Raw genomic sequence first — 23,621 nt, forward strand, 5'->3', positions numbered from 1 at the left:
CCATGAAGAAGACACTGATTCTCTCCGCATGCGTGATCGCCCTGCTCACCCTGGGCGGCTGTGCCAGCCAGAACACCCAGGAGAACTACGCCGAGCGCACACCGGGGGCGAAGGTCGAGGACAGCACCATCCAGAGCAAGATCTACAGTGATCTGCAGGCGGCCGATGCGCGCTTCGGCGATGCCCACATCAACATCGACAGCTACAACAGCAATGTGCTGCTGACCGGCCAGGTGCCGAGCCAGGAGCTCAAGCAGAAAGCCGGCGAGATCGTTCAGCAGGTGCGCAGCGTGCGCCAGGTCCACAACGAGCTGATGGTCTCGGCCAACACCCCGCTCAGCCAGCGCATGAATGACACCTGGATCACCGGACGCATCAAGGCCAACCTGGTCGCCAACGAGGATATCGATGCCAACCTGATCCGCGTGATCACCGAGAATGGCACGGTCTACCTGATGGGCCTGGTGACCCAGAAACAGGCCGGTGAAGTGGTCAACGCCGCCTCGGGTGTCGGCGGCGTGCAGCGTATCGTCAAGGTCTTCGAATACCTCAACTAGGATTGGTAGAAAGGCCGTCAGCGCTGGCTCGAGCCAGCGCGACTTTGACGAGATTAGGCAAGGCATGAAAAAACCGCCGCCGAGATCGACTCGGCGGCGGTTTTTGATTTCTGCGCAATGGCAGGCGTGGCGTCAGCCGACTACTTGACGATACGCAGCGACGGCTTGCCCTTCTCGGGACGCGGCCCGTCGTCGGCGTCAGACGCCTCGGCGCTGGCCGAGGCATCGTCGACGCTCTCGAGCGACGGACGGCCATCGTCTTCCAGCTCCGCTTCTTCCTCGGCGGCGAACTCGGGCATTACAGGCTCCTGCCCGAACACCATGCCGACGCCATTCTCACGCGCATAGATGGCGATCAGGGCATCGGTCGGCACCACCACCTGCATCGGCTGGCCGCTGAAGCGGGCACCGAAGGTCAGCGCGGCATTGTCGATCTGCAGGTCGCGCACCGCAGCCGGGGCGATATTGAGCACGATCTGGCCGTTCTGCACGAACTGCTGAGGCACGCGCACGCCCGGCTTGCCGGCGTCGACCACGATGTAAGGCGTCTGATCGTTGTCGAGCAGCCATTCGTACAGGGCTCGCGCCAGATAGGGACGACTGGTCAGCATGTCACCTCCTTCTCGAGCGGCTTGACCGGCGAGCGGTCTCAGCTGCGCATTTCACGTTCGGACTCGGACAGCGACGCCTTGAAGGCATCGCGCGCGAACACGCGCTCCATGTAGCTCATCAGCGGCTTGACCTGCTTCTCCGGCAGCTCCACGCCCAGCGTCGGCAGACGCCACAGAATCGGCGCGATGCAGCAGTCGACCAGAGTGAACTCTTCGCTCATGAAATAGGGCATGTCCTCGAAGATCGGCGAGATGCCCGCCAGGCTCTCACGCAGCTCCTTGCGCGCTTTCTCGGCGTCCTTCTTGGAACCCTGCTGGATCTGCTCGACCAGCGGGCACCACTCGCGTTCGATGCGATGCATCCACAGGCGGCTCTGCGCGCGCGCCACCGGATAGACCGGCAGCAGCGGCGGATGCGGGAAGCGCTCGTCGAGATACTCCATCATCACCTTGGACTCGTAGAGCACCAGGTCACGATCGAGCAGCGTGGGCACGCTGTTGTAGGGGTTGAGATCGGCGAGCTCGGCGTTGTGCTCGTCGGCCGAGACATCCAGGATATCGACGGCAACCCCCTTTTCGGCCAGCACGATTCTCACGCGATGACTGAAGTGATCATCGCTGCCGGAGTAGAAAGTCATCGACGATCGCTTGGCCACTACACCCATGAAACATTCCTCGCATTGATTCAGCTGTCAATGATAACACGGCGGGCAACCCGCCAGGGGCTCGCTGACCGCACGGCCAGCGCACCGGCATCGCCAGCAAAGGTACCAACAGCAAAACGCCCGACCATGGTGAGTCGGGCGTCGAGCGCGCGTGGGATCCGGGACGGATCAGCGCTTGGAGAACTGCGGACGACGGCGGGCTTTACGCAGACCGACTTTCTTACGCTCGACTTCGCGCGCGTCGCGGGTCACGTAGCCAGCCGCACGCAGCGGCTTGCGCAGCTCTTCGTTGTAGTCCATCAGCGCACGGGTGATGCCGTGACGAATGGCGCCGGCCTGGGCCGAACCGCCGCCACCCTGGACGGTGATGTAGACGTCGAACTGGCCGGTGGTCTCGGTCAGCTCGAGCGGCTGACGCACGACCATCTGCGCGGTGACGCGACCGAAGTATTCGCCCAGCTCACGGCTGTTGACGGTGATCTTGCCGGTGCCCGGCTTGAGGAACACACGAGCGGTGGAGGTCTTGCGACGCCCGGTGCCGTAGTACTGTTGTGCCATTGCGGTCTACCCTCAGATGTTCAGTTCTTGCGGCTGCTGCGCGGCGTGCGGATGTTCGGTACCAGCGTACACCTTGAGCTTGGCGTACATGGCACGACCCAGCGGGCCCTTGGGCAGCATACCCTTGACGGCGCTCTCGATCACACGCTCAGGAGCGTGGTCGATCAGCTTCTCGAACGACATGGAGCGCAGGCCGCCCGGGTAACCGGTATGACGGTAGTAATTCTTGGCTTGCGCCTTGTTGCCGGTGACGTGCACCTTCTCGGCGTTGACCACGACGATGTAATCGCCGGTGTCGACGTGCGGGGTGTATTCCGGCTTGTGTTTGCCACGCAGGCGACGGGCGATCTCCGTCGCCAGACGACCGAGCGTCTTGCCCGATGCATCGACGACATACCAGTCGCGCTGCACGGTTTGCGGCTTGGCACTGAACGTCTTCATGAGTGTTTCACCAAATAATCGTATTTGGGTCTCGAAGCCAGGCTTCTCGACCATCCCTATTTTTCTTGGGTTGCCCCTCCCGACAGGAGCGACAACGGATCGAAGAGCGCGCATTGTACACGAGCCCCTCGAGCGGCGAAAGAGGGATACGAGCCTGTCTCGCGCCGCCCCGTCATGCCCTGCCCTTCAAGGCTTGTGAGCCAGCGCCAGATAGTCCCGCGACTGCATCTCCTGCAGCCGCGACAGCGTCCGCTCGAACTCGAAGCTGAGGTTGCCACCGGTGTAGAGCGACTCCACCTCGGTCTCCGCCGAGAGCAGCAGCTTCACCGCGCGGTCGTAGAACTCGTCGACCATGCTGATGAAGCGACGTGCCTGGTCGTCGCTGCCCGCCCCCATGCGCGGCACCTTGGAGACCAGCACCGTGTGGTACTCCCGCGACAGTTCGATGTAGTCGTTCTGGCTACGCGGCCCGTCGCAGATCGCCTTGAAGTCGAACCACACCACCCCCTCGCACAGCCGGCGCGCGCTCAACTCGCGATGGTTGATGGTGAGCTTGGCATTCTCGCGCCCTTCGCTACCGGCAACCGACCGGAAACTCCTGGCCAGCGAGCGCTCGGCCTCGTCGTCCAGCGGCGAGTGAAAGATCTCCACCTGCTCCAGCGCGCGAAGGCGGTAGTCGACCCCGGAGTCGACATTGACCACCTCGCAATTGCGCTTGAGCAGATCGATCGCCGGCAGGAAGCGCGAACGCTGCAGGCCATCCTTGTAGAGGTCGTCGGGCACGATATTGGAGGTCGCCACCAGTACCACGCCCTGGGCGAACAGCGCCTCCATCAGATTGCCCAGGATCATGGCGTCGGTGATGTCCTTGACGTAGAACTCGTCGAAGCAGATCACCCGCGCCTCGCGCGCGAACTGCACGGCGATCTGGGTCAGCGGGTTCTTCTCGCCCTTGTGGGCGTCGAGCTCACGGTGAACGCGCTGCATGAAGCGGTTGAAATGGGTGCGCATCTTGCGCTCGAACGGCAGCGACTCGAAGAAGACGTCGACCAGATAGGTCTTGCCGCGTCCCACACCGCCCCAGAAGTAGAGTCCCATGACCGCCGGCTTGGCCGGCGCCTCGGGCGCGGCTGCCTTGCGCTTGCCGAACAGCCCGGCGACCTTGGAGAGCGCCGAATCGCCGCCGGCACCGGTGGTAGAGGGCTTGGGAGCCGGCGCCCGCAGCAGGTCGTCGTAGAGGCGCTGCAGGTGCTTGACGGCATTCTCCTGCGCCGCGTCGTAGCTGAAGTCGTCGCGCTCGAGATCGGCGCGGTAACGCGCGATCGGCGTCTGGGCATTGGCAGCGGACGTCGCGGAGCGGGGAGCAGTCATGGCGGATCGATGGCCTCATGCAGGAGCGGATGGCGGGGGATTATAGCGCTCGACGAAAGTCTTGACAGCGTCATCCCCACACGCGAGGTTTGACCCGATCACCGAACCGATCGATATAATGGGTTTGCAACGATCTCAAGCATGGTCGTGCCGGTCACGCCGAGGCCGGGCACGACGCCAAAGGAGCGCATAGTGAACGAAAGCAATATCGATTGGATCCTGGCCATCGCCTGCTTCCTCGCGGGCATCGGTATCGGCGCCCTTTGCTACCATCTGCTCAACGCCAACGTGGCGCGCAATCAGAAGGTGCGTCAGCGTCTGGCCGAAACCGAGCTCGAGCTCAATCAGGTTCGCGACTCGCTCAACGACCACTTCGCCAAGGTCGCCGATCTCGCCTCCAGCATCCAGCGCCAGAGCCAGGAGCTCGAAAGCCATCTGGTAAACGGTGCCGATCGCCTGGTCGATGACCTGCAGCTCAAGCGCCGGCTGCATGGCCAGGGCGAGGAAGAGGACGCCAATGTCGACGTCCCCCAGGTCCCGCGGGACTACGCCGATGGCAACCGCGGCACTCTGGCCGAGGACTACGGCGTGCGCAAGAAGCGCGACGAGGAGGAGAACGTCAGCCAACCACCGCGCTACTGAGTCCACACCCGCTTCACTGCCGCCGGCGCCTCGCCCGGCGGCAGCCCCCACTACTCCCCCTGCATGCTCTCTCACCCCCTCGCCCGCTGCGCTGATCGCGCTCAAGCGGGGTTATCGATATCCACGAAACGGTGCTCGATATCGAAACGTGCCGCCAGCCACTCGCCCAGCGCCTCGACCCCATCGCGTTCGGTGGCGTGATGCCCCGCCGCCAGATAGGTGACCCCCAGCTCTCGCGCCAGATGGGTGGTGCGCTCGGAAATCTCGCCGGAGATGAACGCCTGCGCCCCCGCCTCGGCGGCCAGCGGCAGCATGTCCTGGGCGCCACCGGTACACCAGGCGATACGCTCGAGCGGCCCCTGGTGCCCCTCGATCAGCAGCGGCCGCCGCCCCAGCGCCGACTCGACTCGCGCGGCGAGCGCGTGGCTGTCCAGCGCGGCCCCGTCGAGCCCAGTATCGGGGGCGCCATACCACAGAAGCCCCTGCCCCAGCTCGCCATCCAGGCAGCGTTCGGCCACCAGCCCCAGCCGGCGGCCGAGGCAGGCGTTGTTGCCGAGCTCCGGATGGGCATCCAGGGGCAGATGGTAGGCCAGCAGATTGATGTCATGGCCGAGTAACGTCGCGAAGCGGCGGCGCTTCATGCCGGTCACCGCTACCGGCTCGTTCTTCCAGAAATAGCCGTGGTGCACCAGCACTGCATCGGCCTCCCACGCCACCGCCGCGTCGAGCAGCGCCTGACATGCCGTCACCCCGGTCATCACCCGGGTGATGCGTTCGCGCCCCTCGACCTGCAAGCCGTTGACGGTGTAGTCCTTGAACGCCTGGGGGCGGAGTTCGGCGTCGATCGCCGCCTGAAGGGCTGCTCGTGAAATCATGCTCTCTCCCGCGCAAAGTCATCGATGAATGTTACACTCGCACTCGAGGTCGACGCCGTCGAGCCCCTGTGCCCGCCCGCGGCATCACAGGCGCCGCCAGGGCATTCGGCGCCGGGCCGCAGCGCGCGGCTCGCGACCGCCATACACCCCGGACAGACACCCCGGTGGCGGCCTCCCGTGGCCGCTATCAGCCCAAGGACCCCGCGCATGCGCCGTCACTTTGCCGCGCTATTCTGGCCCACCGTCTGCGGCATCCTGCTCGCCATCGTGCTGCTCTACGCCTTCCCGTCGCTGCTCGGCGGCGGCGGGGAACGCGCCACCCCCAGCCAGGCCACCAATGCCAACCACACCACCACCGCCCACCTCTCCGGCGGCGGTGAACGCGCGGCCCCCAGCGTCGAGGAAGCTCCGCCGCTGGTGCGCGGCAACCCCACGGTGAGCTACGCCGAAGCGGTCAACCAGGCTGCCCCGGCCGTGGTCAACGTCTACTCCTCGAAGATCGTCGATACCCGCCAGCACCCGTTGATGTCCGACCCCTTCTTCCGCCAGTTCTACGGCAAGAATCTGCCGCAGCGTCAACGCATGCTGTCGAGTCTCGGCTCCGGCGTCATCGTCAGCAAGGATGGCTACATCCTCACCAACAACCATGTGATCAACGACGCCGACGAGATCCAGGTCGCGCTGCGCGACGGTCGCGAGGCGATCGCCAAGGTGATCGGCACCGATCCGGAAAGCGATCTCGCGGTGCTCAGGATCGACCTCAAGGACCTGCCGGTGATCAAGCTCAGCAACTCCGAAAACGTCGCCATCGGCGACGTGGCGCTGGCGATCGGCAACCCGTTCGGGGTCGGCCAGACGGTGACCATGGGGATCATCAGCGCGACCGGGCGTGACCATATCGGGCTCAACGCTTACGAGGACTTCATCCAGACCGACGCCGCGATCAACCCCGGCAACTCCGGTGGCGCCCTGGTCAATGCCAACGGCTCCCTGGTCGGCATCAATACCGCGATCTTCTCACGCTCCGGCGGCTCGCAGGGCATCGGCTTCGCCATCCCCACCAACCTGGCACGCAGCATTCTCGACGACATCGTCACCCAGGGCCGGGTGATCCGCGGCTGGCTGGGCATCGACGCCCAGCAGATGACACCCGACCTGGCCGCCTCCTTCGGACTCAAGACCCTGAGCGGTGTGATCATCGCCAACGTGGTGGCCGGCGGCCCGGGGGCCAAGGCCGGGCTCGAACCGGGGGACATCCTGCTGGCGATTCGCGGCAAGCCGATTCTCGACCCGCGCGAGACCATGGTCGACATCGCCGAGATCTCCCCCGGCACCCAGCTCCCGATCACCATACTGCGCAACGGCGAGAAGCGCGAAGTGACACTCACCGTCGGCGAGCGTCCCGAACCCACCGCCGGCGACACCAAGCGCGGTAGCGATGGCAGCCGCACGCCGGACAGCGGCACGAAGGGCTCGAGCTCGAATCGCTCGGATGCCCCCGATGCCGGCACCACGCCAAAAAGCGACACCGCGGCGCCGAACAGCAGCGGGTCGGCTTCCGAGGCAGACTGAACCATCCGCCAACGCCCACTACCCGGCCACCGGAAACGCGATTGCCGCCNNGGCGGCAATCGCGTTGGACCTTCTTTTCGCAAAAAGCGCTTTCGCAAAAAACCCTTTGCGTAAAACCCCCAGCCTTTGCGTAAAAACCCTGGCACCGCTGGCTGTGCCTCAACGCTGCCAGCGGCTCTCCGCCGAGCGTGCGTGAGCGGTGAGCGACTCACCCCGGGCCAGCACCGAGGCGGTACGCCCCAGGCGGTCGGCACCGGCGGCCGAGCACTCGATCAGCGACGAACGCTTCTGGAAGTCGTAGACCCCCAACGGCGAGGAGAAACGCGCCGTGCCCGACGTCGGCAGCACGTGGTTGGGGCCGGCGCAGTAGTCACCCAGCGCCTCGGCGGTGTAGCGGCCCATGAAGATGGCACCGGCATGGCGCACCTGCTCGGCCATCTCGCGCGGTGCGGCTACCGACAGCTCCAGATGCTCGGGGGCGATGCGGTCGACCAGGGCCACAGCTTGCTCGGGCCCGTCGCACAGCACCAGGGCTCCGCGCCGCGACAGCGACTGACGAATGATCTCGGCGCGCTCCAGAGTCGGCAGCAGACGCTCGATGGCGGCGTGTACCGCTTCCAGGTGCTCGGCATCCCAGGTCACCAGAATGGCCTGGGCATCTTCGTCGTGCTCGGCCTGGGAGAACAGATCCAGCGCCAGCCACTCGGGATCGGTACCACCATCGGAGACGACCAGAATCTCCGAGGGCCCGGCGATCATATCGATACCCACCTGCCCGAACACCGCACGCTTGGCGGTGGCCACGTAGATATTGCCGGGGCCGACGATCTTGTCCACCCGCGGCACGCTCTCGGTGCCGTAGGCGAGCGCCGCGACCGCCTGGGCGCCACCGACGCAGAAGACCCGGTGCACGCCGGCCAGGTGCGCCGCCGCCAGCACCAGCTCGTTGACCACGCCATCGGGGGTCGGCACCACCATGACGATCTCCGCCACCCCGGCGACCTGGGCCGGAATCGCATTCATCAGCACCGAGGAGGGATAGGCCGCCTTGCCGCCGGGCACATAGATACCCACCCGCTCGAGCGGCGTGACCTTCTGCCCCAGCAGCGTGCCGTCGGCCTCCTCGTAGTGCCAGGAGCCGGGCTTCTGCTGCTCGTGGTAGCTGCGGATGCGCTCCGCGGCATGGCTGAGGGCGTCGCGCTGCGCGTCCGGCAGCCCGGCGTAGGCCGCAGCCAGGCGCTCGCCGGCGAGTTCGAGATCGGCGGCGCTGGAGAGGGTCAGCCGGTCGAAGCGCTGGGTGTATTCGATCAGCGCGGCGTCGCCCCGCTGGCGCACCGCCGCCAGGATTTCGTCGACCCGTGCCGCCACCGAATGATCGGACACGCCCTCCCAGGCCAGCAGCGCGTCGAGGCGCGCATCGAAGTCGGCATCCCGCGTGTTCAGGCGGGCGATGGTCGGAGTTTGGCTCATCGATTCACTCTCTCGGTCATTGCCTGCACCCGGCCGTCGGCACGGACGCACGGCACATCACTCAGGATCAGGCGCTCTCGCGGCGGGCGCTGACGGCGCCACGCAGGCGTTCGATCAGCGGTTTCAGGCGCGCATGCTTCATGGTCATCGAGGCCTTGTTGACCACCAGTCGAGTACTGATCTCCTCGATCAGCTCACGCGGCTCCATGCCATTGGCACGCAGGGTATTGCCGGTGTCGACGATATCCACGATCTCGTCGGCCAGATTCATCAGCGGCGCCAGCTCCATGGCGCCGTAGAGCTTGATCACCTCGGCCTGGATGCCCTGCTCGGCATAATAGCGGCGTGCGACCTCGACGAACTTCGTCGCCACCCGGCGCCGCGCGTGCGTCGGCTGGGCGCCGACGATCCCGGCGGTCATCAGCCGGCAGCGCGAGATCTCCAGATCCAGCGGCTCGTAGAGCCCTTCGGCGCCATGCTCGAGCAGGACGTCCTTGCCCGCCACGCCGAGATCGGCCGCGCCCAGCTGTACATAGGTGGGCACATCCACCGCGCGGATCACCACCAGCTTGACGTCGGGCAGGTTGGTATCGAACAACAGCTTGCGGCTCTTGCCGAAGTCGTCCGCCGGCACCACCCCGGCATCCGCCAGCAGCGGCAGCGTCTCTTCGAGAATGCGCCCCTTGGAGAGCGCGAGAATCAGTTGATCGCTCATGGTATCTCTACACCCGGCTAGCCCGGCACGCGGCGAATCCGCGCACCCAGCAGCTGCAGTTTTTCCTCGATGCACTCGTAGCCACGGTCGATGTGATAGATCCGGTCGACCAGGGTCTCACCCTGAGCCACCATCGCTGCCACCACCAGGCTTGCCGATGCGCGCAGATCGGTCGCCATCACCGGCGCCCCGGAAAGGCGCTCGACCCCGGTCACCACCGCAGTATTGCCCTCCAGGGCAATGTGCGCGCCCATGCGATTGAGCTCCTGCACGTGCATGAAGCGGTTTTCGAAGATCGTCTCGACCACGGTGCCGGTACCCTCGGCGACCGCATTGAGCGCCACGAACTGCGCCTGCATGTCGGTCGGGAACGCCGGATAAGGCGCGGTGCGAATGTTCACCGCCCGCGGCCGACGCCCCTGCATGTCGAGCTCGATCCAGCCCTCACCGGAGGTGATCTTGCCGCCGGCCTCCTCGAGCTTGCTGAGTACCGCTTCCATGATGTCGGCGCGGGTATTGCGCACGCGCACGCGCCCGCCGGTGGCCGCCGCCGCCACCAGGAAGGTACCGGTCTCGATGCGGTCGGGCATGACATCGTAGTGGCAACCGTGGAGCCGCTCGACGCCCTCGATCACGATGGTGTCGCTGCCGTGACCGCTGATCTTGGCGCCCATCGCGATCAGGCACTCCGCGAGGTCGACCACTTCCGGTTCCCGCGCGGCGTTCTCCAGCGTGGTGGTGCCGTCGGCCAGCGTCGCCGCCATCAGCAGGTTCTCGGTCCCGGTCACGGTCACGGTGTCGAAGAAGATGGTGGCGCCCTTGAGCCGGCCGTCGACCCGGGCACGGATGTAGCCGCCCTCGACACGGATGTCGGCGCCCATCGCCTCGAGCCCGCGAATATGCAGGTCGACCGGGCGCGAGCCGATCGCACAGCCCCCCGGCAGCGACACGTCGGCGGTGCCGAAGTGCGCCAGCAACGGACCCAGCACCAGGATCGAGGCGCGCATCTTCTTGACCAGCTCGTAGGGCGCGTGACTGTCGCGCACCTGGGAGCCATCGATCTGAATGCTCATCTTCTCGCCCATCACCGGCTCGATGCCCATCCGGCCGAGCAGTTCGAGGGTGGTGGTGATGTCCTGCAGGTGCGGCAGATTGCCGATGGTGACGGGCTCGTCGGCGAGCAGCGTCGCCGCCAGGATCGGCAGCGCCGAGTTCTTGGCCCCGCTGGCCCAGACTTCGCCGTCGAGCGGGCCGTTACCGGTAATGATCAGCTTGTCCATGGAGGTTCGCTATAGATCGAAAAGAAGTGGCCAGGTGACCGACCGTGACGAAAGCGTATCCGCCGCCGCGGCAGCGGACGCGATCAGAACCCCGCGTTTTCCGGCGCCTCGGCCCACTGCGCCGGGGTAAAGGTCTTGATGGTGATGGCGTGCAGCGCGCCCGAAGCGATCTCGTCGGAGAGTGCGCCATAGATCAACTGCTGGCTCTTGACCTTGTTGAGGCCGGCAAAGACCTCGCCCACGGCGACGACCTGGAAGTTGCAGCCTTCGCCCTGGATATGGAATTCACAGCCGTCGATTCGATCTTCGAGCAGACGTTTGACGTCGCTGGGTTGCATAGACTCGGCTCCCGTATGACTGCTGCGCCGGATGCGCAGGGAAAGCGCCACATGGTAGCGGAAAAAGCCCCGCCCTGGCGACGCCATAGGCAGGCAAAAACGATGCAAGCCATCAAGATGATAAACGCGAGGGCGATTTCCGCGTGGCGCAAGCGCCCCTCTTCAAGGTGCGGCAATCGCCCCGCCCTGGCGATGCCACAGGCAGGCAAAAACGATGCAAGCCAGAACGGCAGCAACGGCGGGGCCGCAACAGGCAGGCAAGGAAGAGAGATAGAGACGCGAGCGCCGGGGCGCCGCGTCTCCGCCTATCCAGCGAGGCGACTTCAGGGCGAGGCGGGCGCCTCGTCTTCGCGGCAGGTGGTTTCACGGGCCGGCAGCAGTGGCCCCAGCTCGGTGATATCCATCAGCCGGCGCAGCGGACGCGAGAGCGCCACCCGCTCCAGGTGCAGCGAGTGCTTCTGCACGCTACGCACCCAGACCAGCAGCACGCTGAGCACGGCACTGCTGGCGACTTCCACCGCGGTCAGATCGAACGAGACCTGGGTCTCCGCCGGCTGAGCGCCCAGCCAGTGCCGACCCGCCTGGGCCAGCGGGCCGGCACTGTCGAAGTCCGCCTCGCCGCGGATGGTCAGCACGTTACCCTCGACCACCTCCAGCGTGGCGTCCTCACGCTCGAGCAGCAGACTCACGAATCGCCACCCTTCTCGAGCTGATCGGTGTCGACCTTCGGCGCCCAGTTGTCGATCACCTTGTCGAAATCGCGATCGTTGTCACGCATCGACTGATCGAACTGGTTGCGGAAGGTCAGACCCAGGTTGATGCCGTTGACGATCACGTTGATCACCTTCCACTGGCCGTCGCTCTGGCGCAGGGTGAAGCTGACCGGATAGGTCTTGCCGGTGGTCGATACCACCTCGACCGGCACCGAGGCCTGGTCCTCATAGCGACCGGTGTCCTCGGCGTCCTTCACTCGCAGGGTCTTGTAGTCGAAGGTGACCAGACCTTTGGCGTAGGTATCGATCAACGTCTTGCGGAACACCTTGACGAAGCGCGAACGCTGCTCCGGCGTCGCCGCCCGGAAGTAGCGCCCCATCACGCTGGCGCCGATATAGCGGAAGTCGGCGACCTGCGCCATGTTGCTATCGACCAGCTGGGCCAGTTCGTCCTCGTGCTGGGCGTAGTAGTCCTTCTTGCCCTCGAGCTCCGACATCAACGAATCGACGCTCTGACGGATCACCTCGGTGGGCGTCTGGGTCTGCGCCTGAGCGGTGGACACCACGGCACACAGCCCCAGCATCAGGGCGGCCACGAAGCCGGCAGAGCGGCGGTAAAAACGGGTTGCGTTCATCATCGACTCCTTGTCTACGATCACTTGGCCATGTTCGACACGAACTGCTGGATCAACTGCTCCAGCACCAGCGCCTGCTGGGTGTCGTGAATGACATCTCCATCGTGCAACATCTTGGGCGAACCGCCCACGGTCAGGCCGACGTACTGCTCGCCGAGCAGGCCGGCAGTGAGAATTGCCGCCGTGGTGTCGTCGGAGAACTTGCCGTCGTACTGCGCATCGATCTGCATGGTGACCTTGGCGTCGAACCACTTGGGATCGAGTTCGATATCGGTCACCTTGCCGATCCGCACGCCCGACATGCTCACTTTCGCCTGCGGGCGCAGCCCGCCGATATTGGCGAAATTGGCCGTCAACGTGAAGGTGTTCTGGGGCACACCGAAGCTCAGGCCACTGACCCGCAGCCCGAGGAACACCAGCCCCAGGATGCCGGCCAGCATGAACAGACCGACACCCAGTTCGAGGACGCTATTGCGCTTCATCCGAGATCTCCAAACATCAAGGCGGTGAGCACGAAATCGAGGCCCAGTACCGCGAGCGAAGCGTAGACCACCGTGCGGGTGGTCGCGCGTGAAATGCCTTCCGAGGTGGGCACCAGGTCATAGCCCTGGAATACCGCAATCCAGGTCACCACCAGGCCGAACACCAGACTCTTGACCATACCGTTGAGCACGTCGCCGACGAAGTCGACGCTGTCCTGCATGTTGCTCCAGTAGGAGCCGTCATACACGCCGAGCCAGTCGACGCCGACCAGATAGCCGCCCCAGATACCGACCACCGCGAAGATCACGGTGAGGATCGGCAGCGACACGAAACCGGCCCACAGCCGCGGCGCGACGATGCGGCGCAGCGGGTCGACCCCGATCATCTCCATGCTGGTGAGCTGCTCGGTGGCCTTCATCAGGCCGATCTCGGCGGTCAGCGCCGAGCCCGCGCGGCCGGCGAACAGCAGCGCCGCGACCACCGGTGCCAACTCACGCACCAGCGACAGCGCTACCATCTGCCCCAGCGCCTCGTCGGCGCCAAAGCCCACCAGAATGGTGTAACCCTGCAGTGCCAGCACCATGCCGATGAACAGCCCAGACACCAGCACGATGGCCACCGACATCACCCCAACGAAGTGCATCTGGCGCAGCCACAGATGGAAACCCTCGCGCGAGGGCAGGCAGAACACGGACTGCACCAGGAAGAGTCCGGCGCGCCCGATCGCCATGAGCACGTCGAGCGTGCCCCGGCCCAGTGCGGCGATACGATCGATCATGAAAACTGCCCCGCGGGTGCCAGAATATCGTCGTAGAAGTCCGGCGCCGGATAGTGGAACGGCACCGGCCCGTCGGGCTCACCATGGACGAACTGGCGGACGTGGGCGTCATCGTCGACGTCAAGCGTCTGTGGCGTGCCGTGAGACATGACCTTGCCGTCGGCGATGATATAGACGTAGTCGGCGATGGAGAGCGTCTCCTTGATGTCGTGGGAGACCACGATCGCGGTCAGCCCCAGCGCCTGATTGACCTTCTTGATCAGCTGCACCAGAACACCCATCGAGATCGGGTCCTGGCCCACGAAAGGCTCGTCGTAGAGCACCAGGTCCGGGTCCAGCGCCACCGCCCGCGCCAGCGCCACACGCCGCGCCATGCCACCGGAGAGTTCCGACGGCATCAGATGGCGCGCACCGCGCAGCCCCACCGCCTGCAGCTTCATCAACACGATGTCGCGAATCATGGCGTTGGGCAGCTCGGTGTGCACGCGCAGCGGGAAAGCCACGTTCTCGAACACGTCCAGATCGGAGAACAGCGCGCCGCTCTGGAACAGCATGCCCATACGCCGACGCAGCTTGAACAGCGAGCGCCGCGGCAGCTCGTGCACATCCTGCCCCCCGATCAGCACCTGACCGCGGTCAGGGGTCAACTGCCCGCCGATCAGCTTGAGCAGGGTCGTCTTGCCGGTGCCACTCGGCCCCATGATGGCGGTTATCTTGCCGAGCGGAATCTGCAGATCGACGCCGCGAAACACCTCGGTGTTACCGCGGGCGAAATGCAGATCCTTGACCTCGACCATAATCGGGTCATTCATGCACCCTCCACCACTCTGGTTCGAAAGATTATCGAACATTGTATCCTAACCTGGCGGAGCGCAGCCAGCCATGAGCATGCTCATCGTCAGGCGCGATCTTGCCCCGCCGCGGCAGCGAGTGCCCAAAGTGCAGGCGATCAACGGTATACTGACTAAACCCTAGCGTGTCCGCGCCCGGACGCCACCCGATGCCCGCGCGGCAGCCGAGGCTTCGCTCCCGCCCCGGCCACTCACCGTGACACAGCAGAATCACAGAGCAGGACCATGATCCACGACGCCACCTTCGACTTCCGCGCCAGCGCCCGGCGCACCCTCACCCTCGAGCAGCAGGCCCTGAACGAGCTGATCGACAAGCTCGATGTCAGCTTCGACCACGCCTGTCGCACGCTGCTCGAGTGCCGCGGTCGGATCATCGTCACCGGTATGGGCAAGTCCGGGCATATTGCGCGAAAGATGGCGGCCACCTTTGCCAGCACCGGCTCGCCGGCCTTCTATCTGCACCCCGGCGAGGCCAGTCACGGCGATCTGGGCATGGTGACCGAGGGTGACGTGGTGATCGCCCTCTCCAACTCCGGCGAGACCCAGGAGATCACTGGCCTGATCGCACTGTTCAAGCGCCTGGGCGCACCGCTGATCAGCCTCACCGGCCGCCCCCACTCGACCCTGGCGCGCTACAGCGACGTGCATATCGATGCGGGCGTCTCGCGCGAGGCCTGCCCGCACGACCTCGCCCCCACCTCGTCGACCACCGCAGCCCTGGCGATGGGCGACGCCCTGGCTCTGGCCCTGCTCGAAGCGCGCGGCTTCAGCCCCGAGGATTTCGCCCTCTCGCACCCCGGTGGCACCCTGGGCAAGCGGCTGCTGCTGCGCGTCAGCGATCTGATGCATGGCGGCGAGCGACTGCCTTGCGTGCCCGCCGGCAGCCCCCTGCGCGTGGCCCTGCTGGAGATGACGCGCAAGGGCATGGGCTTCACCTGCGTGGTGGATGAACATCAGCGCCTGGTCGGTGTCTACACCGACGGCGACCTGCGCCGCACGCTGGACCAGCGTGGCGATTTCGACCTGCTCAAGGTCGATGACGTCATGACCCGCGGCGGCAAGACGGCAGCCCCGGACATGCTCGCCGCCGAGGCGGTGCGCATCATGGAGGACAACATGATCACCGCACTGGCGGTGGTCGAGGCGGGATGCCCGATCGGCGCCCTGCACATGCACGACCTGCTGCGCAGCGGCGTGATCTGAGATGGCCGCTGCTAACCCCGATGCCGAAGGAGATCGCGTGACAGCCACGCCACGAACTCGCTCCCCCTGGTGGCGCCGCCTCGGTCTGCTGGCCCTGCTGCTGGCCCTCGGTGGCGGGCTCGCCTATCTCGACCAGCGCAACGAGCGCGCCCCGGCACCGGCGCCCAGCGATCCCGCCGGCGAGCCGGACTATTTTCTCGAAGATGCGCGGATGACGCGCTTCGACGAGCAGGGCCGCGCCTATCAGCGCCTCGATACGCCCCGCATGGTGCACACCCCGGCCGACGACGTGATCCGGGCCGAGAAGCCCCACGGCTATCTGATCGACGACGATCAGCGTGAGTGGCAGATCACCGGCGACCAGGGCCGGCTGGCCGATAACGGCAACCTGCTCACCCTCGAGGGCAACGCACGCCTGGTGCAGCCGACCAAGGCCTGGAGCCTGGAGACCCAGACCCTCCACTACGACAACCGCAGCGCGCACGCCTGGAGTGACACCTCCTCCGTCTTGCGTCAGCATAACCAGACCATGCGTGGCGATCGCTTCGACGCCTGGATCAACCAGAACCGCATGCGTCTGACCGATAACGTGCAGGGCCGCCTGCCACAGCAATCTGAGGATCAAGGATCATGAGGCGAGAACTCGGCCAACTGCTGGTCTTGACCGCACTGGGACTCTCCAGCCTGCCTGCCCTGGCGCTGGAGAGCGACGCCTCGGCGCCGATCGAGATCGCCGCCGACCAGCTCGAACTCGACGATCGCCAAGGCACCGCCGTCTATACCGGCAAGGTCGACATGCAGCAGGGCAGCATGCAGCTCAAGGCCGCTCGAGTGGAGATCAAGCGCGGCAAGAATGGCGAAGTCAGCCTGGTGACCGCTACCGGTGGCGGTGGCGAGCGCGCCTATCTGGAGCAGAAGCCCGCCCCCGACGAAGCCCTGGTCAAGGGCTGGGGCGACAAGATCATCTACCACGCCGCCGAGCGCCGGGTCGAGCTGATCGGTCACGCCGAACTGCACCAGGCACGCGACACCTTCGATGGCGCCTACGTCGAGTACTATCTCAACTCGCGCAGGGTCAACGCGCGCTCCAGCACCAGTGGCGACGGCAGCGGCGACGGCCGCGTGCGCATGACGCTCACGCCGCGCCAGCAGACGCAGTGACGCACCCTTTCGCGAGGCAAGGAATCCAGCGATGAAAACGCTAACGGCCGCCAATCTGGCCAAGAGCTACAAGGGGCGTCGAGTCGTCCACGACTTCAGCCTGACCCTGCGCCAGGGCAGCATCGTCGGCCTGCTCGGCCCCAACGGCGCGGGCAAGACCACCTCCTTCTACATGATCGTGGGGCTGGTCAAGTCCGACGCCGGCAGCGTGCACATCGACGATCGCGACCTGAGCCGCGCGCCGATGCACGAGCGCGCCCGCGCCGGCATCGGCTACCTGCCGCAGGAGGCCTCGATCTTCCGCAAGCTCAGCGTCGCCGACAACATCATGGCCATTCTGGAGACGCGCCGGGATCTCGACCGCGCCGGGCGCCGCGACCGCCTGGAGCAGCTGCTGGGCGATTTCCACGTCGACCATATCCGCGACAACCTGGGCATGTCGCTCTCCGGTGGCGAGCGGCGGCGGGTGGAGATTGCCCGGGCACTGGCCACCGAGCCCGCCTTCGTGCTGCTCGACGAACCCTTCGCCGGGGTCGATCCGATCTCGGTGGGCGATATCAAGAACATCATCCGCCAGCTGCGGGATCGTGAGATCGGCGTGCTGATCACCGACCACAACGTGCGCGAGACACTGGATATCTGCGACAACGCCTACATCGTCGGCGATGGACAGATCATCGCCGAGGGGCGCCCGGAGGCAATCCTCGACAATCAGCGCGTGCGCGATGTCTATCTGGGGCACGAGTTCCGACTCTAGACTCGAGACGCAAACTACCTGCGCTCGACAATTCGGCGTTAAAAATCGGCGGGATCGCCAGCCCGAGGTCGGCGCCCCCGTCAAAATGCTCATTTACACCCCGTAAACTGGAGCGCCAGACCGGTCCGTTTTCGCCGATTTTTGCCTTAGCTACGCGCCCCGGTATGGCCTTCGCTCGCCGACTTTGCGTACAAAGTCCAGCGTCGCGCCAAGGCCCTTCCGCCTCCCCAGCCCACTGCGTCACTCGCGGCGGGCGGCGCACCTCTCAAAGCCTCTGCACACCCAAGCCGAACGCACCGTGGCATATTTCTTGCATAAAGTTAGCGCTCAAAGCGTTGCATCCCACCGGGGCAGTCAGTAACGTAGGGTTAACCTATCGACGGCCACCGCGGCCCTTTCCCGTGTCCATGCCATGTCCATGAAACCTTCACTTCAACTGCGTGTCGGCGCCCAGCTGACAATGACGCCACAGCTGCAGCAGGCGATCCAGCTGCTGCAGCTGTCGACGCTCGATCTGCGCCAGGAGATCCAGCAGGCGCTCGAGGCCAACCCCATGCTCGAGCTGGACGAAGAGTATGCCGAGCAGGCGGCCAGCGAGACGCCCGAGGAGGAGTGGGCCAGCGATATTCCCGAAGAGCTCGCCCTCGACAGCGAGTGGAGCGACACCTATCAGGACATCGCCGCCAGCGCCGCCCCGGCCGGCGCCGACGAGTGGCCGGACCTGGAGCGCAACGCCGCCGGCACCACGCTCCACGACCATCTCGCCTGGCAGCTCGCCATGGGCGATTTCGATCCCCGCGAACGGCTCATCGGCGACTACCTGATCGACGCCATCAACGCCAACGGCTATCTCGAGGGCACCCTCGACGAGCTCACCGCGGGGCTGCGCGAGCAGCATTCGGAGCCGTGCACCAGCGCCGACCTCGAGCGCGTACTGCTGCGGCTGCAGCAGTTCGACCCCACCGGCGTGGGCGCCCGCGATCTGCGCGAATGCCTGCTGCTGCAGCTCGGCGCGCTGCCCGGCGATACCCCACTGCTGCCCCAGGCCAAGCGCCTGGTGCGCCAGTTCCTGGAGGCGCTGGCCGGCGACGACCGGCGCCAGCTCAAGCGCCGCCTGCGCCTCGACGACGACGAGCTCGACCGCGTCATCGCCACCATCCGCACCCTCGACCCGCGCCCCGGCCAGGCCTTCGACCACAGCCAGCAGGACTATGTGATCCCGGATCTGGTGGCACGCCTGACCCGCGATGGCTGGCGCATCGAGCTCAACGCCGAGGCGCTGCCGCGGCTGCGCATCCAGCCCGACTACGCCGCGCTGATCCGGCGCGCCGACAAGAGCGACGACAACACCTTTCTGCGCCAGCACCTGCAGGAGGCGCGCTGGCTGATGAAGAGCCTCTCCAGCCGCAACGACACCCTGTTGCGGGTGGGGCGCGAGATCATGGCGCGCCAGGTCGACTTCCTCGAGCGCGGCGAAGAGGCGATGAAGCCGCTGATCCTGGCCGACATCGCCACCAGCGTCGACATGCACGAATCCACCATCTCGCGGGTGACCACGCAGAAGTTCATCCACACGCCGCGCGGGGTGTTCGAACTCAAGTACTTCTTTTCCAGTCAGGTGGGGCAACGCGGCGAGAGCGACAGCGTCTCCAGCACCGCGATTCGGGCACGCCTGAAGAAGCTGATCGGCGAGGAGTCACCGCGCAAGCCGCTCTCCGACAGCAAGCTGGTGGAGCTGCTGGCGCAGGCCGACATCAGCGTCGCCCGGCGCACCGTGGCCAAGTACCGCGAGGCCATGGGCATCCCCGCCTCGAGCGAACGTAAGCGACTGTCTTGATTGGACTTTTAGAATTCACGCGAGCGCATGGCGATCAATCGTCCGCGATCCCTTTGCAGCGCGGAGAAAAGGGTTACAATCAGAGGTGCCACATAAGCCGCAACAGGAGCGCGCCATGCAAGTGAACGTCACCGGCCACCATGTCGAACTGACCGACGCCCTGCGGGACTACGTCGACGAGAAACTCGCACGTCTGGAGCGCCACTACGACAACATCACCAACGTTCAGGTGACGTTGAGCATCGAGAAAGAGCGTCAGCAAGCGGCCTGCACGCTACACGCAGCGGGCGGCGACATTCATGCCGAAGCCAGCGATATCGACATGTATGCCGCGATCGACGCCCTGACCGACAAGCTGGACCGCCAGCTGGTCAAACACAAAGAGAAGGCACAGGCCCGCGCGCAAGGCGCAGGCGCCCGCTAATTCCCCGATGATCACTCTGGAAACCATCCTGCCCCCCGAACGCACCCTCTACGGTGTGACGGGGGGCAGCAAAAAGCGTCTGCTGGAATTCTTCAGCACCTTCATCGCCCAGAATACGCCCAGCCTGGACAGTCAGGAGGTGTTCAGCCGCCTGATCGGACGCGAGCGGCTGGGCAGCACCGGCATCGGCAACGGGGTCGCCATCCCGCACGCCCGCAGCCCGCACTGCAAGACGCCGTTGGCTGGCTTCATGCGCCTCGAGGATGCCATCGACTTCGATGCCATCGATGGCGAGCCGGTGGATCTGGTGTTCGTGCTGCTGGTGCCGGAGGAGGCCGACGACGCCCACCTTTCGCTGCTGGCCGAGGTCGCCGGCATCATGAATCAGGGCAGCGTGCGCCAGAAGCTGCGCCAGGCCGGCTCGCAGCACGCGCTCCACGACACGCTGATCGACGCCATTCGCCATCATCAGGACAGCGAAGACGGATAGAGACTGCATGCGACTCGTCATCATCAGTGGCCGCTCGGGGTCGGGAAAATCCATTGCGCTGCAGGCGCTGGAAGATCTCGGCTACTACGCCATCGACAACCTGCCGACCAATCTGCTGGCGCCGCTGATCGACGAGCTCAGGGCCGCACCGCCGTCGCGGCCCAATGTGGCGGTGAGCATCGATGCGCGTAACCTGCCGGAGGCGCTGGAGCGCTTCCCGGTGCTGCTCGAAGGTGTGCGCGAGCGCGGCATCGACACCCAGGTGATCTACCTCACCGCCGACGCCAAGGTGCTGCTCGAACGCTACTCCGCCACCCGTCGTCGCCATCCGCTGACCCGCGGCAACGACATGACGCTGGCCGAGGCGATCGACAACGAGCAGGGCTATCTGGCGCCGATCCGCCGGGTCGCCGATCTGGTGATCGATACCCGCGGTCTCTCGGTCCACGACCTGCGTGCCCGCATCAGCGAACAGGTCGCGCGTCACAGCGGCGGCCGCCTCACGCTCACCTTCGAATCGTTCGGCTTCAAGCGCGGCGTACCGCTGGATGCCGACATGGTGTTCGACGTGCGCTGCCTGCCCAACCCGTTCTGGGACCCGAACCTGCGTGCTTTCGACGGCCGCGACGGCGAGATCGTCACCTTTCTCGAGCAGTACCCCGACGTGCACGCCATGGCCGGCGATATCCATGCCTGGCTGATCCGCTGGCTGCCGGCCTACCTGGCCAGCCACCGCAGCTACCTCACCGTCGCGGTGGGCTGCACCGGCGGTCATCACCGCTCGGTCTACCTGATCGAGCGCCTGGCGCACCACTTCCGTCACGACGACGTCGATATCCGTCTACGCCATCGCGAACTCGGGGTGCACACCGCCCTCTCCGATGACATGCCTGCCGAGCGGGGTGGCAATGCCGACGCGTGAACTGCGCCTGACCAACCGCCGCGGCCTGCACGCCCGGGCCGCGACCAAGCTGGTGCAGTGCTGTCAGCCGTTCGCCGCCCGGGTCGCGGTACACCACGGCGAGCGTATCGCCGACGCCGCCAATATCATGTCGCTGCTGATGCTGGCCGCGCCCTGCGGCACGCCGCTGGTGATCGTCACCGAAGGTGACGAAGCGGAACCCGCGATGGAGGCGATCACCGCGCTGTTCGAGGCCCGCTTCCACGAGGATGAATAGGTCCCGCCGATAGCGGCAATCCTTCAACGTCAATGCCCCGACGCCTACCGTCGCCCCCAGGAGCCGTGCATGAACTTCCATACCCGCAAATGGATCAAGCCCGAGGATCTCAACCCCAACGGCTCGCTGTTCGGGGGCAGTCTGCTGCGCTGGATCGACGAAGAAGCCGCGATCTACGCCATCATTCAGCTCGACAACGCCAACGTGGTCACCAAGTTCATCTCGGAGATCAACTTCGTCTCCAGTGCACGTCAGGGTGACATCATCGAGCTGGGCCTCACCGCGACCCATTTCGGCACCAGCTCGATCACGCTCTCCTGCCATGTCCGCAACAAGATCACCCGCAAGAGCATTCTGACGATCGATCGCATGGTATTCGTCAATCTCGATGCCGACGGCCAACCTGTGCCCCACGGCAAGAGCGAGATCACCTACGTCAAGGATCGCCTCGACAGCTGATACCGCCATCCCCCGGACGCCACACCCGCGGCGCCCGGGGTACCGCCGGTACTTGCTCGATAACAGCGCTTATTCGCTGCCGGCGCTCACTCGGTGCCGGCGCTGGCGCGGCGAATCGCCGGCAGGCAGAGCGCGAGCAGCACACCGGCGATCAGACTCACCGTGCCCAGCGTGATGAAATAGACCACCTCCGTGCGCTGGGTGTACCACTCGCCGGCACGTCCGCCGGCGGCGAAACCGAGCGACAGCGACAGATAAAAGAGCGCGATCATCTGGGTCTGCATCGCGCGTGGCGCCAGCCGCGTGGTGACCGATAGCCCGATCGGCGACAGGCACAGCTCGGAGACCGTGAAGCCGAGCAGCAGCAGTACCAGCACCCAGAGCGGCATGCCCACGGCATCCGTGCCCAGCCAGGGCAGATAGCCGAAGAACGAAGCGCCGATCACCAGCATCGCGATCACGAACTTGGCCGCCGACGAGGGCTGGCGCTGGCCCAGGCGTGACCACAGCCAGGCAAAGACCCCGGATAGCAGGATGATGGTGAGTGCCTGTACCGAGGTCAGCCAGCCTACCGGTATCGTCCAGCCGCCCAACTGGCGATCCACCCGCTGGTCGAAGAACGCCACGATCACCGTGTAGGACTGCACATAGAGCGCCCAGTAGACCGCACTGGCCATGAACAGCGGCACGAAGGCGAGTACCCGGCGGCGCTCCAGCGCCGACACCCGGGCCGAGCGCAGAATGACCACGAAGTAGGCCAGCGTGGTGACCACGATCACGCCGAGGATCACATCCGTGAGCGTGTCCGCCCGGAGCCAACCGAACACGAGCGCTGCCGCCAGCAGCGCCAACGCCACGATCGCACCGAACAGATAACGCTTGGCTTCCCCCGCCGCCAGCGGCATCGGCGGATGGCGCTGCGCCTCGGCGAGATGACGCCGACCGAAGGCATACTGGATCAGCCCCAGCGCCATGCCGATGGCGGCGATACCGAAACCGTAGTGGAAGCCGGCGCTGCTCTGCAGATAGCCGGTCAGCAGCGGCCCGGCAAAACCGCCGAGATTGATCCCCAGATAGAAGATCGAGAAGCCGGCGTCGCGCTTGGGGCTGCCTGGAGCGTAGAGCGACCCGACCAGCGCGGCACAGGTCGCCTTGACCCCACCACTGCCCAGCGCCACCAGGCACAGCCCCAGCGTCACCCCGGGAACCCCGGGCACCAGCGCCAGGGCCACATGCCCCGCCATCACGATCGCCCCCGAGTAGAACAGCGTGCGCTCGGGACCGAGCACGCGGTCGGCGAACCAGCCACCGAGGATGGTCGCCAGATAGACGCTGCTGCCGTAAGCGCCGACGATACCGAACGCCGCGCTCTCGGCGATGCCCAGCCCGCCCCGCGCACTCTCGTAGTAGAGGTAGATCAGCAGGATCGCCTGCATGCCGTAGAACGAGAAGCGCTCCCACACTTCCATGCCGAAGAGCGTCGACAGCGGCCAGGGGTGGCCCAGGAACTGACGCGGCTCGTCCGCTTGCCGGGACTGATTCATAGCCTCACCCACT

General features: G+C 65.7%; 29 protein-coding genes. 13 read left to right on the top strand and 16 right to left on the bottom strand.

The window, feature by feature from the left end; translation table 11 throughout:
* Positions 1–2: 2 nt before the first annotated feature.
* Positions 3–557 carry a BON domain-containing protein gene (locus DOM67_RS12390; protein ID WP_110676282.1) on the top strand — a complete coding sequence of 185 codons (555 nt, stop codon included), beginning with the start codon at positions 3–5 and terminating at the stop codon, positions 555–557.
* Between the two features lie 140 nt (positions 558–697).
* Here DOM67_RS12390 and DOM67_RS12395 read toward each other — a convergent pair whose 3' ends face one another.
* The 5 genes from DOM67_RS12395 to zapE all read right to left on the bottom strand — a co-directional run bounded on the left by DOM67_RS12395 (position 698) and on the right by zapE (position 4,203).
* On the bottom strand, positions 698–1,168 hold the full coding sequence (locus tag DOM67_RS12395) for a ClpXP protease specificity-enhancing factor (protein WP_110676284.1): 471 nt from the start codon (positions 1,166–1,168) through the stop codon (positions 698–700).
* Positions 1,169–1,206: 38 nt separating this feature from the next.
* Complete coding sequence (sspA, locus tag DOM67_RS12400; protein WP_110676286.1) at positions 1,207–1,833, bottom strand: stringent starvation protein SspA; 627 nt, start codon at positions 1,831–1,833, stop codon at positions 1,207–1,209.
* 168 nt (positions 1,834–2,001) lie between these two features.
* The gene (rpsI, locus tag DOM67_RS12405; RefSeq protein ID WP_035473793.1) at positions 2,002–2,391 is read right to left on the bottom strand and encodes a 30S ribosomal protein S9; all 390 of its coding nucleotides are present in this window, start codon (positions 2,389–2,391) and stop codon (positions 2,002–2,004) included.
* 12 nt (positions 2,392–2,403) lie between these two features.
* Complete coding sequence (gene rplM, locus DOM67_RS12410) at positions 2,404–2,832, bottom strand: 50S ribosomal protein L13 (RefSeq protein ID WP_035473795.1); 429 nt, start codon at positions 2,830–2,832, stop codon at positions 2,404–2,406.
* A gap of 186 nt (positions 2,833–3,018) precedes the next feature.
* Positions 3,019–4,203 carry a cell division protein ZapE gene (gene zapE / locus DOM67_RS12415; RefSeq protein WP_110676288.1) on the bottom strand — a complete coding sequence of 395 codons (1,185 nt, stop codon included), beginning with the start codon at positions 4,201–4,203 and terminating at the stop codon, positions 3,019–3,021.
* Positions 4,204–4,395: 192 nt separating this feature from the next.
* On the opposite strand from zapE, the gene DOM67_RS12420 reads away from it, so the two are divergent.
* Positions 4,396–4,845 (top strand): DUF1043 family protein, encoded by a 450-nt coding sequence (locus DOM67_RS12420; RefSeq protein WP_157958855.1) that lies wholly within the window; start codon positions 4,396–4,398, stop codon positions 4,843–4,845.
* A gap of 101 nt (positions 4,846–4,946) precedes the next feature.
* On the opposite strand, the gene DOM67_RS12425 is transcribed toward DOM67_RS12420, so the two are convergent.
* The gene (locus tag DOM67_RS12425) at positions 4,947–5,720 is read right to left on the bottom strand and encodes a Nif3-like dinuclear metal center hexameric protein (RefSeq protein WP_110676292.1); all 774 of its coding nucleotides are present in this window, start codon (positions 5,718–5,720) and stop codon (positions 4,947–4,949) included.
* 207 nt (positions 5,721–5,927) lie between these two features.
* On the opposite strand from DOM67_RS12425, the gene DOM67_RS12430 reads away from it, so the two are divergent.
* On the top strand, positions 5,928–7,292 hold the full coding sequence (locus DOM67_RS12430) for a Do family serine endopeptidase (RefSeq protein WP_110676295.1): 1,365 nt from the start codon (positions 5,928–5,930) through the stop codon (positions 7,290–7,292).
* A gap of 159 nt (positions 7,293–7,451) precedes the next feature.
* On the opposite strand, the gene hisD is transcribed toward DOM67_RS12430, so the two are convergent.
* From hisD to DOM67_RS12475, 9 genes are all read right to left on the bottom strand, one after another.
* The gene (hisD, locus tag DOM67_RS12435; RefSeq protein WP_110676297.1) at positions 7,452–8,762 is read right to left on the bottom strand and encodes a histidinol dehydrogenase; all 1,311 of its coding nucleotides are present in this window, start codon (positions 8,760–8,762) and stop codon (positions 7,452–7,454) included.
* Positions 8,763–8,829: 67 nt separating this feature from the next.
* The gene (gene hisG, locus DOM67_RS12440) at positions 8,830–9,477 is read right to left on the bottom strand and encodes an ATP phosphoribosyltransferase (RefSeq protein WP_110676299.1); all 648 of its coding nucleotides are present in this window, start codon (positions 9,475–9,477) and stop codon (positions 8,830–8,832) included.
* Between the two features lie 17 nt (positions 9,478–9,494).
* A complete protein-coding gene (murA, locus tag DOM67_RS12445; protein ID WP_110676301.1) occupies positions 9,495–10,757 on the bottom strand; it encodes a UDP-N-acetylglucosamine 1-carboxyvinyltransferase in 1,263 nt (420 codons plus the stop codon).
* Positions 10,758–10,840: 83 nt separating this feature from the next.
* Positions 10,841–11,095 (bottom strand): BolA family protein, encoded by a 255-nt coding sequence (locus tag DOM67_RS12450; protein ID WP_110676303.1) that lies wholly within the window; start codon positions 11,093–11,095, stop codon positions 10,841–10,843.
* Between the two features lie 323 nt (positions 11,096–11,418).
* Positions 11,419–11,784: an STAS domain-containing protein gene (locus DOM67_RS12455; RefSeq protein WP_110676305.1), complete on the bottom strand. Its 366-nt coding sequence runs from the start codon at positions 11,782–11,784 to the stop codon at positions 11,419–11,421.
* The gene (locus DOM67_RS12460; RefSeq protein WP_110676307.1) at positions 11,781–12,443 is read right to left on the bottom strand and encodes an ABC transporter substrate-binding protein; all 663 of its coding nucleotides are present in this window, start codon (positions 12,441–12,443) and stop codon (positions 11,781–11,783) included. The genes DOM67_RS12455 and DOM67_RS12460 overlap by 4 nt, the downstream gene beginning before the upstream one ends.
* 20 nt (positions 12,444–12,463) lie before the next feature.
* On the bottom strand, positions 12,464–12,925 hold the full coding sequence (mlaD, locus tag DOM67_RS12465; RefSeq protein ID WP_110676309.1) for an outer membrane lipid asymmetry maintenance protein MlaD: 462 nt from the start codon (positions 12,923–12,925) through the stop codon (positions 12,464–12,466).
* The gene (gene mlaE / locus DOM67_RS12470; protein ID WP_110676311.1) at positions 12,922–13,704 is read right to left on the bottom strand and encodes a lipid asymmetry maintenance ABC transporter permease subunit MlaE; all 783 of its coding nucleotides are present in this window, start codon (positions 13,702–13,704) and stop codon (positions 12,922–12,924) included. The genes mlaD and mlaE overlap by 4 nt, the downstream gene beginning before the upstream one ends.
* Entirely contained in the window at positions 13,701–14,516 is an 816-nt protein-coding gene (locus DOM67_RS12475) for an ATP-binding cassette domain-containing protein (RefSeq protein ID WP_110676313.1), read from the bottom strand. The genes mlaE and DOM67_RS12475 overlap by 4 nt, the downstream gene beginning before the upstream one ends.
* Positions 14,517–14,780: 264 nt before the next feature.
* Between DOM67_RS12475 and DOM67_RS12480 the strand changes: the two genes are divergently transcribed.
* The 10 genes from DOM67_RS12480 to DOM67_RS12525 all read left to right on the top strand — a co-directional run bounded on the left by DOM67_RS12480 (position 14,781) and on the right by DOM67_RS12525 (position 22,064).
* Positions 14,781–15,758: a KpsF/GutQ family sugar-phosphate isomerase gene (locus tag DOM67_RS12480; RefSeq protein ID WP_110676315.1), complete on the top strand. Its 978-nt coding sequence runs from the start codon at positions 14,781–14,783 to the stop codon at positions 15,756–15,758.
* 37 nt (positions 15,759–15,795) lie between these two features.
* Positions 15,796–16,392 carry an LPS export ABC transporter periplasmic protein LptC gene (gene lptC, locus DOM67_RS12485; RefSeq protein WP_232825241.1) on the top strand — a complete coding sequence of 199 codons (597 nt, stop codon included), beginning with the start codon at positions 15,796–15,798 and terminating at the stop codon, positions 16,390–16,392.
* Positions 16,389–16,919: a lipopolysaccharide transport periplasmic protein LptA gene (gene lptA, locus DOM67_RS12490; RefSeq protein ID WP_110676319.1), complete on the top strand. Its 531-nt coding sequence runs from the start codon at positions 16,389–16,391 to the stop codon at positions 16,917–16,919. The genes lptC and lptA overlap by 4 nt, the downstream gene beginning before the upstream one ends.
* A gap of 31 nt (positions 16,920–16,950) precedes the next feature.
* On the top strand, positions 16,951–17,676 hold the full coding sequence (gene lptB, locus DOM67_RS12495; protein WP_110676321.1) for an LPS export ABC transporter ATP-binding protein: 726 nt from the start codon (positions 16,951–16,953) through the stop codon (positions 17,674–17,676).
* A 412-nt stretch (positions 17,677–18,088) separates the two neighbouring features.
* A complete protein-coding gene (locus tag DOM67_RS12500; protein ID WP_110676323.1) occupies positions 18,089–19,513 on the top strand; it encodes an RNA polymerase factor sigma-54 in 1,425 nt (474 codons plus the stop codon).
* A 115-nt stretch (positions 19,514–19,628) separates the two neighbouring features.
* Complete coding sequence (gene raiA / locus DOM67_RS12505; RefSeq protein ID WP_035473830.1) at positions 19,629–19,937, top strand: ribosome-associated translation inhibitor RaiA; 309 nt, start codon at positions 19,629–19,631, stop codon at positions 19,935–19,937.
* A 10-nt stretch (positions 19,938–19,947) separates the two neighbouring features.
* Entirely contained in the window at positions 19,948–20,427 is a 480-nt protein-coding gene (locus DOM67_RS12510; protein WP_110676368.1) for a PTS sugar transporter subunit IIA, read from the top strand.
* 7 nt (positions 20,428–20,434) lie between these two features.
* Positions 20,435–21,349: an RNase adapter RapZ gene (gene rapZ, locus DOM67_RS12515; RefSeq protein ID WP_110676325.1), complete on the top strand. Its 915-nt coding sequence runs from the start codon at positions 20,435–20,437 to the stop codon at positions 21,347–21,349.
* Positions 21,336–21,605 carry an HPr family phosphocarrier protein gene (locus DOM67_RS12520; protein WP_110676327.1) on the top strand — a complete coding sequence of 90 codons (270 nt, stop codon included), beginning with the start codon at positions 21,336–21,338 and terminating at the stop codon, positions 21,603–21,605. The genes rapZ and DOM67_RS12520 overlap by 14 nt, the downstream gene beginning before the upstream one ends.
* 69 nt (positions 21,606–21,674) lie before the next feature.
* Positions 21,675–22,064: a hotdog domain-containing protein gene (locus DOM67_RS12525; protein WP_110676329.1), complete on the top strand. Its 390-nt coding sequence runs from the start codon at positions 21,675–21,677 to the stop codon at positions 22,062–22,064.
* 86 nt (positions 22,065–22,150) lie between these two features.
* Here the strand turns inward: DOM67_RS12525 and DOM67_RS12530 are convergent, their stop codons facing one another.
* A complete protein-coding gene (locus DOM67_RS12530; protein ID WP_110676331.1) occupies positions 22,151–23,608 on the bottom strand; it encodes an oligopeptide:H+ symporter in 1,458 nt (485 codons plus the stop codon).
* Positions 23,609–23,621 lie beyond the last annotated feature (13 nt).

This window comes from Salinicola sp. RZ23 (assembly GCF_003206675.1).
GTDB lineage: Bacteria > Pseudomonadota > Gammaproteobacteria > Pseudomonadales > Halomonadaceae > Salinicola > Salinicola endophyticus.